The 10,103-nt window shown below is 59.2% G+C and carries 13 protein-coding genes; 1 reads left to right on the top strand and 12 read right to left on the bottom strand.

Features of this window, described 5'->3' with window-relative positions; genetic code table 11:
- Window positions 1-242: 242 nt before the first annotated feature.
- The 11 genes from BRA62_RS07835 to BRA62_RS07785 all read right to left on the bottom strand — a co-directional run bounded on the left by BRA62_RS07835 (window position 243) and on the right by BRA62_RS07785 (window position 8,795).
- Complete coding sequence (locus tag BRA62_RS07835; RefSeq protein WP_292366011.1) at window positions 243-1,187, bottom strand: ornithine cyclodeaminase family protein; 945 nt, start codon at window positions 1,185-1,187, stop codon at window positions 243-245.
- A gap of 561 nt (window positions 1,188-1,748) precedes the next feature.
- Window positions 1,749-2,336: a roadblock/LC7 domain-containing protein gene (locus BRA62_RS07830; protein WP_292366010.1), complete on the bottom strand. Its 588-nt coding sequence runs from the start codon at window positions 2,334-2,336 to the stop codon at window positions 1,749-1,751.
- An 88-nt stretch (window positions 2,337-2,424) separates the two neighbouring features.
- Entirely contained in the window at window positions 2,425-2,772 is a 348-nt protein-coding gene (locus tag BRA62_RS07825; protein WP_250988041.1) for a roadblock/LC7 domain-containing protein, read from the bottom strand.
- A gap of 10 nt (window positions 2,773-2,782) precedes the next feature.
- Window positions 2,783-4,150, bottom strand: a complete 1,368-nt coding sequence (locus BRA62_RS07820; RefSeq protein ID WP_292366009.1) for a Ni/Fe hydrogenase subunit alpha — start codon at window positions 4,148-4,150, stop codon at window positions 2,783-2,785.
- Window positions 4,147-5,064, bottom strand: a complete 918-nt coding sequence (locus BRA62_RS07815) for a F420-nonreducing hydrogenase (RefSeq protein ID WP_292366008.1) — start codon at window positions 5,062-5,064, stop codon at window positions 4,147-4,149. Before BRA62_RS07815 ends, BRA62_RS07820 begins: the two co-directional genes overlap by 4 nt.
- Before the next feature lie 10 nt (window positions 5,065-5,074).
- The gene (locus tag BRA62_RS07810) at window positions 5,075-5,638 is read right to left on the bottom strand and encodes an L-2-amino-thiazoline-4-carboxylic acid hydrolase (RefSeq protein WP_250988038.1); all 564 of its coding nucleotides are present in this window, start codon (window positions 5,636-5,638) and stop codon (window positions 5,075-5,077) included.
- Window positions 5,638-5,880, bottom strand: coding sequence for a 4Fe-4S dicluster domain-containing protein (locus BRA62_RS07805; RefSeq protein WP_292366007.1), 243 nt, complete (start codon window positions 5,878-5,880; stop codon window positions 5,638-5,640). Before BRA62_RS07805 ends, BRA62_RS07810 begins: the two co-directional genes overlap by 1 nt.
- 382 nt (window positions 5,881-6,262) lie before the next feature.
- Window positions 6,263-7,051 carry a cell division ATPase MinD gene (minD, locus tag BRA62_RS07800; RefSeq protein ID WP_292366006.1) on the bottom strand — a complete coding sequence of 263 codons (789 nt, stop codon included), beginning with the start codon at window positions 7,049-7,051 and terminating at the stop codon, window positions 6,263-6,265.
- 31 nt (window positions 7,052-7,082) lie between these two features.
- Complete coding sequence (locus BRA62_RS07795; protein ID WP_292366005.1) at window positions 7,083-7,604, bottom strand: hypothetical protein; 522 nt, start codon at window positions 7,602-7,604, stop codon at window positions 7,083-7,085.
- Window positions 7,605-7,624: 20 nt separating this feature from the next.
- Entirely contained in the window at window positions 7,625-8,263 is a 639-nt protein-coding gene (locus BRA62_RS07790; protein ID WP_292366004.1) for a hypothetical protein, read from the bottom strand.
- 100 nt (window positions 8,264-8,363) lie between these two features.
- Window positions 8,364-8,795 carry a hydrogenase maturation protease gene (locus tag BRA62_RS07785; protein WP_292366003.1) on the bottom strand — a complete coding sequence of 144 codons (432 nt, stop codon included), beginning with the start codon at window positions 8,793-8,795 and terminating at the stop codon, window positions 8,364-8,366.
- Window positions 8,796-8,947: 152 nt separating this feature from the next.
- Here BRA62_RS07785 and BRA62_RS07780 point away from each other — a divergent pair, with 152 nt between their 5' ends.
- Complete coding sequence (locus tag BRA62_RS07780; RefSeq protein WP_292366002.1) at window positions 8,948-9,742, top strand: ATP-grasp domain-containing protein; 795 nt, start codon at window positions 8,948-8,950, stop codon at window positions 9,740-9,742.
- Window positions 9,743-9,795: 53 nt separating this feature from the next.
- Here the strand turns inward: BRA62_RS07780 and BRA62_RS07775 are convergent, their stop codons facing one another.
- Window positions 9,796-10,080 (bottom strand): UPF0058 family protein, encoded by a 285-nt coding sequence (locus BRA62_RS07775; protein WP_048112360.1) that lies wholly within the window; start codon window positions 10,078-10,080, stop codon window positions 9,796-9,798.
- Between the last annotated feature and the right edge of the window lie 23 nt (window positions 10,081-10,103).

Below are 10,103 nucleotides of genomic sequence, written 5' to 3'. Positions count from 1 at the left end.
GATAGGCGATGCCCCTATGGGACATCGCTGGAGAAAACCGAATGTTCTGGACTTACGACGTCCAGATAGGTACGGAGTTTGAGCACGGAGGTGCGCACCTCGCACCCCCCCCTGAAATCCGTGTCTGTGCGACCTCAGAATATTGCCGGACAGTCCCACCCTCGAATTTTGGTGCGAGTCAAGTATGGATAATTCGGGAATTCGGCTTCCGGGGGAGGCCCCCCCAGGCTCGAGCGACGATCTCACGGAAACGGCAGTTCGTATCCCTCATCCCCATCCCGCAGGACGAGAGCGGCGATGGCGAGATCCTGTATGGCAAGCCCGGTGGAGTCGAAGAGCGTGATGGCGTCCGGTGACGACCGCCCCTTCTTCCCGGTGACGACCTCGCCGAGGGTTCCGGCAATCCGGGCGGGGTCATAGTACCCGGTGCTGATCGGGACGTTAATCTCGCCTGAGTGGATCGCCTGATCGGGGTCGTCGACGAAGACCTTGGCCTTCAGCAGAAGTGCAGGGTCCAGTTCCTGTTTGCCGGGTGCATCCGCGCCGATCGCGTTGATGTGCGTCCCTTCCCGGACCCAGTCCGCCATCACGACCGGTTTTGTCGACGGCGTCGTCGTGGTCAGCACGTCGCAGTCGCAGGCGCGTTCGATCGAGACGCTTCGGGCGTTATATTCGGAGTAGCGCGCCGCAAAAGCCTCAGCACTCTTCTCCGTCCTGCTCCAGACCCGGATCTCCTCGATCGTGAGCGCGGCAGCCGTCGCCTCGACCTGCGCCTCCGCCTGCCGCCCGGCCCCTACGACTCCAAGGGTGACGGACGACTGCCGGGGCGCGAGGTACCTCGCCGCCACGGCGCCCGCTGCCCCGGTACGCATCGCGGTAAGTTCGGTGGCGTTGATGATAGCCTTCGGGATGCCCGTCTCCACGTCGATGATCACGGTGAGCGCCATGACGGTAGGAAGGCCTCTCGCGCGGTTATGCGGGTGAACATTGACGATCTTTACCCCGGCAATCCCGAGCGCCGGGAGGTATGCGGGCATCGTCCGGAAGTCCCCGGTTTCAACGAACGTCACGTAGACCTTCGGCGGCATCTGGACGTTCCCCCTGCCGTGTTCGGCGAAGGCCGCCTCAATCGCCGAATTCGCCTCGACGTACGGCGGATATCCGGAATGGACCGGGTGGTACTTCATCAGGCGATCACCTCATGACGGCGGGACGGCCCTGCCGGGAGTCCCGGATGGAGGAATGCCGGCCGTGCTCCCTGTGCGGTGTGGAGATGCATAGGATTATCTCAGGCAGGCAGGGATATCAACTGTTGGATAGGAAGGGGGCGGCGGGAAACGTCCGTCCCACCAGGCATGGATACGCCTCCCCCTGCTCATCGCCCGGGCCGTTGCCGGGAAGGCTTCAAGGCAGAAAAAACAGTTTTGTTGAAACCGCGCCTGCTTGCTCCAGATGTTCGCAATCCAGAGGCCTTCCGGGGCAAGGCTTTCCACCGAGCTACGCACCGTAGGTGCGCAGGCCGCCACGGTCCACTGCATGGGAACATGCGGGAACATGCTCGAAGAAAAGGGCTGATTCCAGGGACAAGTCGATCCTAGCACCAACCTCATCAGGGTAGGGAGGAAGACTAGAAGAAAAGGTTTCAACAAAGCCGAAAAAATACGTTCGGGACCTGCCGATAACCGGGCCCGCACGCTCCGCTCAACCGGTTCGCCGGGAGAACGGGGATGTTGAGGCAGCCCTTTCTCTCAGGCGGGCTCGTCCTGCATGCCCCGTATCGAGAGCCGGATCAGGCCGAGGTTGGCATCCGATTTTGCAAGTATGCAGAGGGAGAGATCCCCGTAGGGCGCGATGATGAGCTTGCCTGCCGGTGTCTCGAGGATCATCTGGGAGAGATCCCCCATCTCCATATCGGCGGTGATATGGGTGCCGGCGCGGAGCAGGTCTTCAGCGACCGCAGCAACATGCTCAAAGTCCGCGGAGCCGAGCGATTGAAGGGCAAATCCCTCATGGAAGACCGAAACTGCAATGACACCCGGTTGCCGTGCAATCTGGTCAAGGGAGTCCGTATCCGCCGACCCGACCGGGGCGGCTGGCTTTAGGCCGCCTTCACTGACCCGGCACCCCGTCTCCTGAGAGATCGCCTGGGCCGCCTCGGTCTCTTCGGCCGTGTACGCGATAAGTTCGTAATTGAGCGACGTTTGATCGAGCAGGTGGCTGTAGGCCTCGTCTCCGCTAAGGAGCAGGCCTTTGCCGCTGTCCTCGATGGCGGCTGCGTAAGGGTTTCCGTTCTGGACCAGGACAAAACCTGTCCCTTCGGACTCGTCGATACGCACTGCTCCTGTGAAGTGAGGGCTGATCGAAGCAAGGGCCGAAAGGGGCCCCTGCAGTCGTCCGAGTGAGACGCCGTCGGGTAGCATCTTCTCACAGAGCAGCAGTTATACGGTCTCTGTTCTTCTTCAGCTCGTACCGGATTCGCCCGACATTGACGTTCGCGTTCGCCACGATGGCGATCAACTCGTCCTCCGAGAGAGGGGAGAGCAGGATAGGCCCGTTCTCCAGTTCGATGAGCATCTGGGACATCTCTCCTTTCCCGAGCTCGTTGCTCATTGCCTCAGATGTACCCATCCCTGTCGATGCCATGGCACCAAGGGCCTCGACGTCCACGTCCCCGGCAACGACGCTCTCGATCACAAAGCCGTCCCGTCCCGCCACGACTGCGGCGGTAACCCCGTCAAGTTTCAGGAATTCTCCCAGGATCTGTTTTAACATCCGCATCTCCTCATGTTCTTCTGATGCACTCGATTTTCAGAGGCATTCGCCCGATTGCGTGTGTTGCGCATGAGATGCAGGGGTCATAGGCCCTGATGATCATCTCGATGCGGTTTGCCGCGCCCTCGGTCAACGCTCCGTTCTCCACCACCCGGCGTGCCATATCCTCCACACCCCGGTCCATCGCGTAGTTGTTCTGGCAGGTCGCCACGATAAGGTTGCACCGCTCGATGATGCCGGCTTCATTAACGGTATAGTCGTGGATCAGGGTCCCCCGGGGTGCCTCGACGATCCCGACGCCCCGCCGGTTCACGACCGTCCCTGCCAGCGCCCGGATGTCTGATCCGGTGATGCCGGGATCCGAGAGCAACTCAACAGCCCGCTCGCACGAGGCGATGAACTCGATGTAGCGTGCCATGTGGTAGGCGAGCGCAGCCTGGGTGACGGTACCGAACCGCTCGCGGTACTCCGCGAGAGCAGCGTCCGCATGCTCCGTGCCCATCTTCTCCACGATGTTGAGCCGGGCGAGCGGCCCGACCCGGTAATAGTCTCCGCCTTTGAACCGGGCGAACTTCAGGTACGACCAGTCTTCCGAGTACTCCTCGATGGAGTTCACGTAATCCTGACCTGAGATCGAACCAATTCTGCCTCCGTCCGGACCGAGCATCGTAGCAGGGCCTTCGTAGGTCGAGTAGACCCCGTTATTGGCCATGCCCAGGAACCCGGTCTTCACAGCCCCGATCTCCGTGTCGACGCCGTCGAGAAGGGTACGTGCGATCTCCCACCCTTCACGGGCTATTCCGAGCGCTTCTTCCGCCATCGTGGTCAATTCGGCTTTCTTTCCTTCCGTGAGCGGCGTCGACATCCCGCCGGGCAGCGCGTTTGACGGGTGGATGGGTTTGCCGCCGACCGCCTCCGTCAGGCGCTGACCGAACTTCCGGACCGCGATCGCCTTCTTCGCAAGCTCCGGCGAGTGGCGGGCAAGCCCGATGACGTTCCGTGTCTCCGCCGGTGCATCGTGGCCCAGGATGAAGTCGGGGGCCGCGAGCATGAAGAAGTGGAGGGCGTGGGAATGGACGAACTGGCCGACGTTGAGGAGCTCCCGGAGTTTCTTTCCGGTCGCGGGCGGTTCGACGCCGAAGATCTGGTCGGTCGCCTTTGCCGCCGCCAGGTGGTGCGCCGAGGGGCATATCCCGCAGATGCGGGGCGTGATCCGGGGTGCCTCCTCGATTGCAGCGCCGATGAGGAACTTCTCAAATCCTCTGAGTTCCACGACCTGGAAGTGGGCCGAGTCGACTTCTCCCTGATCGTTGAGGTAGATCCTGACGCCGGCGTGCCCTTCAATCCGGGTTACCGGGCTGATTGTGATCTCTTTCATCTGCTCCTCTCCTTTACCAGATCCCGGATCTTTGAGTTCTCCTTGTCCTCCATGATCAGGCTCCCTATGGTGAAGGCATACATCGTGTGCGCGACATCGTAGAGCTCCTTCTCAACCTCTTTTTGGGGCTTGTCGGTGAGATCCGAAATTCTCCGTACCATCATGCCGTAGATATCCCGGCAGGGCTCGCGGAGGATGTCGAGCGACGGGCCGTTGCACCCGTGGCACGGAATGTTGTTTTTGGGGCACGACGCGGCGCATCTCCCGAAGGTGACGCTCCCGAGACAGAGGTAGCCCTGCCCGAGCAGGCAATGTTCACGGTCGGGAACACCCTCGTGCCGCCGCTTGAGGGTCCAGTTATCGACCTGCCCCATGATCCTGTCGCATTCCGAACAGACGGACTTGTGCGAGAGTTCGAGCGTATCCCCTGCGATCATTGCCGGGATAATCTTCTTCAAGAACGCTTCTTTGGGCGGACAGCCCGTGACGTAGTAATCAACCTTCACGAGGTCGCCCACTGCGAACGCCCGGTAGAGGAACGGCGGCACATCCGTCGGGATGACCCCGTCGGGTTTTGCTGTCTCCACTTCCCGGTAGACGCAGGAGAAGAGGTCTTCGCTTGAGTTCAGCATCGAGAGGCCCGATACGCCCCCGTAGCAGGCGCAGGTCCCGAGCGCCACGAGCGTCTTTGACCGCTTCCGGATCATCTCGAGTCGTTCGTGGTTCTCTTCGTTTCTGACTGCTCCGGTCACGAAGGCGATATCGATGCCTTCGGGGGGCTCTTTTACGTCCATGATCACCGGTGAGTAGACGATCTCCGCCTCCGCGACGACGTCAAGGAGCATCTCGTGGAGATCGAGCACCGCAATCGTGCATCCTGAACACCCTGCCAGTTCTTCAATAGCAATCTTCATCGTCTTCGCCTCATTTCAGAACCAGCTTCTTCAGGCAGGCGTTCGGGCCGGTGTGGACGATCTCCAGTTTGGCTTTCCTGCCGGTGATCTCTTCGATCGCGCCGACGACGTAGCCGAAGAGTGTCTGGCAGAGCGGACCGCCCTGGTCGAGGCCGTTGCGCCGGAGCGTCTGGCGGACGATGCAGTCATGGAAGACGAGGTAGATGAAGGTCTCTCCGTTCTCCTCGATGATGAACGTCTCCTTGTCCTCGGGTTTCCAGACTTCAAAGGAGTACTGGCCGCGAAGCAGGTCGGAGAGTTCGTGAAGCGCTCCTTCCACGTCTTCGCGCTTCTGGAAGTACTTGGCGACTTCGTGGCCGAACTTCTTCCCGGCGCGGTAAGTGACTGCGTTCGCCCCCCTGCCCGCGATCTCCTCGAGTGACCTGATCACGAGGCCGTTGAGTTTCATCACGCCGTGGAGTGTCTGTTCCATCTCTTTTGGCTTGGGCGAACATTCGAGGGGAATCTCCTCGGAGCGATAGACGAGATCGGAGTGAAACGCCTCGTGCAATTCGTCGATATATCCCGCGCTCATCAGACCACCTTCCGGAGCATTTCACAGACATTGATGTCGATATAGTGCCTCCGGGCAGCGTAGATGCCACGGTGCTCGAGTGCCTGGGCCGGGCAGATCTCATGACAGGACAGGCATCCCATGCAGTTATTCGGCCTGACCGCGACACTCACGTTGTCCTGGAGTTCGTACACGTGCATCGGGCAGTCTTTGACGCAAAGACCGCACCCGACGCACGCGTCCTTATCCACATGTATTTCCATTACGAGCCCTCTGAATGTGATTAACACTTCCTGCTATTAAAAGTATATAGTTTGTTCGCTACGGGTATCTCTCTCTTAGATGATGATTTTTGATTTTATTCGTTTTTAATGCGTTTGCTGGATTTATGGGGTTTTTCAGGGTTCTGATGGGAAATAACCACACTCGTGCTCTGGCTATGGATTCGGATCGGGGAAATAAACCGATCTGGATGGCTTCGACTCCTGGCGCATCGTGCAGCTCGAACCGGCAGGAGGGCAGGTGGCATGGGTGCATGCGATCCAATGCCTGCAGCATTCTACCTGCGGCTTTGCGCTGCAACGTCAGTGAAGATAAAAAAGAGAAAGGCGGTGACGAGCGTTATGGGCTCGTTAGGTTTAAAAATCAGGCCTTTGCCCGGAAGAGAGCGCGGGCAAGCCGATCGACAAAGCCTTCCCGGGGAGCCTGCGTCTCCTCTTCAACGTACTCGATGCCGGCCACATCGGCAGAGATGCGCTTAAAAGCCCTGGATGCCCTGGATGTCGGGTATTTCACCACGATCGGCGACCTTCCGGCCGACGCGCGCCGGACATTGGGGTCTTCCGGTACGACCCCGAGCACCCGGACCCCGAGGAGTTTCTCCATCTGTGCCCGGTTAAACTCATCCTCGCTCCCGCCGACCCGGTTGATGATCGCCCCTTCGATGTGCCCGCCGACGGTCTCGGTCAGGATCTTTGTCTTTAAGGAGTCGACAATCGAGGAGATTTCGGGGTTTACGACAAGGATCACCCCGTCGGCGATAGTTAGCGGGATGACGCCGTCCCTGCTGATTCCTGCAGGAGCATCGAGGACCAGAATGTCGAATTCACTCACAAGGTCCGTCATGATATCCTTGAGGCGATCCGGGTTCGACTGCTGAAAGCCCTGCAGGGAGAGCCCGCACGGGACAACTTTCACGCCGAACGGTCCATCGTAGATGGCGTCCCTGACACGGGCTCTGCCTGCCAGCACTTCGTGCAGGGTCACCGGCAGGTTTTCAAGCCCGAGAATAAGCCCGAGATTCGCCATTCCTACGTCGGCATCAAGAATGCACGTTTTCTTCCCGTATTGAGCAAGCATCGGTCCCAGATTTGCCGTGACCGTTGTTTTGCCGGTACCGCCTTTACCGGACGCAATCGTATATACTTTTACCATGTGATCACTCGCTGTTTTGATCTCTCCGGACTTACACCCAGTGCTGCAGGGTGTCCCGGATATCCTGTTCGAGTGCGCTCATCTGTTCGGCAGAGAGGTGCTCCGAAGGGTGGGCGATGCCGACCACCGTCTCCCCACGGTAGGGAATGCCAAGGAGTTCAGCACCGGTCTCGTCTTGCAGTCTTCCCTGCGTGTAGAGGTAACTGCATCGCGCGGCCTCGTCCTCGCCGCCCGGCTTCGTCGAGCCGATCAGGAGGCCGTCCGTGGTCGCGAGCGTGAAGGACGCAAGACTATATTTCTCGCTGATTGCGCCGAGCGTTTCCTCCAGGCTTCCCATACTCCGGGGATCCAGTCCGCCGGAAGGCCTCGGGGCCTCGACGGGTGCCGGTTGCACAGCGTCTTCCGGTTCTTCTTTGGTCCCCGCAACGCGGGGGGCCTTTGTAGGCTGCTGCCCGGCGAGTCCCTCGCAGATCTTCGAAAGGAAGTACAAAACACCGCCGAAACCGGCTATCACCGTCACTGTGATGATGATGAGGAATACTGTCGAGTCCATTCTGTTATCAGCTCCTGCTTTTACGTATCTTTGTCCTGAATGAGGTGATCAAGATGAATTTTCCGGAGCATATCCTTGCAATTTACCCTGAAACTGCTGACGAGTTGCTCAACGTCCATCTCCTCCATGTTCTGGACGAGCGTGTCAACGTCGTCGTTCTCTGACTGAGACGCCTCGGCCGTCTCCTGCATAGGTTTCACTCCCGGCATAGGAATGCGATGCACTTCTGCGGACGATTCCGGAGGATGTTTCGGCTGGGATGCTCCACCGGCCTTCTTCGGCCCGGCGGACGGCTTCGTCCCTCCTGAAACAGCCTTGCCCGACGACGGTCTTCCCCGTTTTATGGCATCGGAGTCTCCGGTCGCAAACGGACGGTTGAATTCCAGGGCGAGTTTGACCTGCTCAGGCGTCAGAAGGTTCAATTCTGCCGCTACCTCAGTCTCGTCGCCCTCCAGTATCGCATCCGGTACGTGCTGCCCCTTCATGTCCCCATATTCGGCAAGCATCACCAGACCTTCGTTCAGCACCAGGGTAGCACTCTCGCTGCCAAGGATGATCGTGCAGATCCCGGTAAACTGTGTTGAGCTCATCTCCTCTATCAGAGCACGGGATGTCGTGGACTTGAGAAGACGATGGAACCGACCGCGCGGCAGTTGCATTCAGACATCTTTAGTTCAGTAGTATGAAATAAACCTTGCCATTTATATCTCCAGAAAAGAGCCCAATACGAATAGATTATGGTGCTCTAACTGCGTTCCATTAAAAAATGTCCCCGGACGCCCCGGCCCACTTCTGCAGGATCCCGAGGATCACCTGCCCGGCAACCCGGACCCCCTCTTCTACCGCCGGGTCTATCTCCTGGCTGAACGCCCGGATCTCGCCCACTTCGATTCCGATCGTCACGATCTCTGTGGCATATCCGAGTTCGCGGGCTATCGCCACCACCTCCCCGATCCCTATATCGTGGAATGCATATGCCGGAAGGTCCCAGGAGGGCGGTGTCTCAAACGTGAGAACATCGCCGATACGCTCGCCGACACCCACCATCGCATCGACGATCACCACGTTTTCGTATCCTTCCATCAGCGGGATCAGGCCGAACCCCCCGGTGCCGCCATCGATCACGTCGACGCCGGCGAATCTCCCTTCGAAGGGACGCATCGCCCGAATCCCCGCCCCGTCGTTTCCCATGAGAGGGTTCCCGCACCCGATGATACATACCCGGTTCTTCCGCATGGTCTTCTTCCCTACCTTCCCTACCGATTATATGCGGCAAGGTACAAAATGATACTGAAAAGCCTTTGACCGCGAACTGTTAGTCCCGGGGGCGGGACGTGAGGCGCATGATCCGTATCGTACCAAAACCGACCGATACGCCGGACGACAACTCGACCGGCGCTGTTATACGGGAGCTGGAGAGAGCCGGTGCCCCATATGGTATCCTCGACCTCGGTGCAGTCGACCCCCTCGACTCCGGGCTTGAGAACGAACTCGTATGGGTCTGTGGAATCCGGCAGGACGGGCACCAGTTCGAGACCTTAAACGTGCTCTCGCTCCGGAACCGGGTGATCAATACACCCGAAAGTATCGTTGCCTGTGCATCCAAAGTAATGACGACCGCTCTCCTGCTGCAAAACGGGGTGCGGACACCGGAAACGGCCTACATGCAATCGGAGGAGCAGGCGCGGGAATTCCTTCTGCGGCACGGAAAAGTCGTCTATAAGCCGCTCTACGGGTTCGACGGGAACGGTATCAGGCTCGTGACGAGGCCGGAGGAGCTCGGGCCGGGGCCCTGGTACCTGCAGGAGCACGTGCAAAACGACCGGGACTTCCGTGTCTTCGTCCTCGGCGGGGAGGCCGTCGGCGCGATAACCCGGGTCTCCGATAGCCTGATGCACAACATCCACCAGGGCGGGACCGGCATGCCGGTCCCGATCGACGAGGAGATGCGCGCCATTGCCGAGGCGTCGGCGTCGGCGATCGGGATCGACTACTGCGGCGTCGATCTCCTCCGGGACCGGGAAGGCTACACGGTTCTCGAGGTGAACGGGACGCCGAACTGGCACTGCATGGCAGCCCCCATCCCGAAGCTGCTCGCTCTCTACCTCATCGAGAGTGAGCGCGGGATGCGTGCCTGAGGAGAGGAGGTGGCGAAGGCCTTTTGGGGCCCCATACCATATTAGCGGGCGATTTACTGGAGATACTCGATCTCTTTTAGGGTCTTCTCTGCGAGTTCTTTCATGCGGGCTGAGATCCGGCCCGATGACGAGAACTCCACATCCTTCATGGCGTTTGCAAGTTCCGTTCCGAGCACGAATATGGCATACTTATGTTCCATTTTGCTCTTATGCACCTGAGAAGGGTCTATCTTCAACGCATAATACTGCGAAAATTTCAACTCCGGGTTCTGCAACTCAAAAAAGTCTTTAATCTCAGTAAGAATCCCATGTAAGGCTATTAACTCTTCCTTGTGCATATTCTCTCCCAGAGATAAAAATG

Source organism: Methanoculleus sp. UBA208 (assembly GCF_002498065.1).
Taxonomy (GTDB): Archaea; Halobacteriota; Methanomicrobia; order Methanomicrobiales; family Methanoculleaceae; genus Methanoculleus.
Note: the sequence above shows the minus strand (reverse complement) of the source record. Positions and strands in the feature narration are given on the sequence as shown.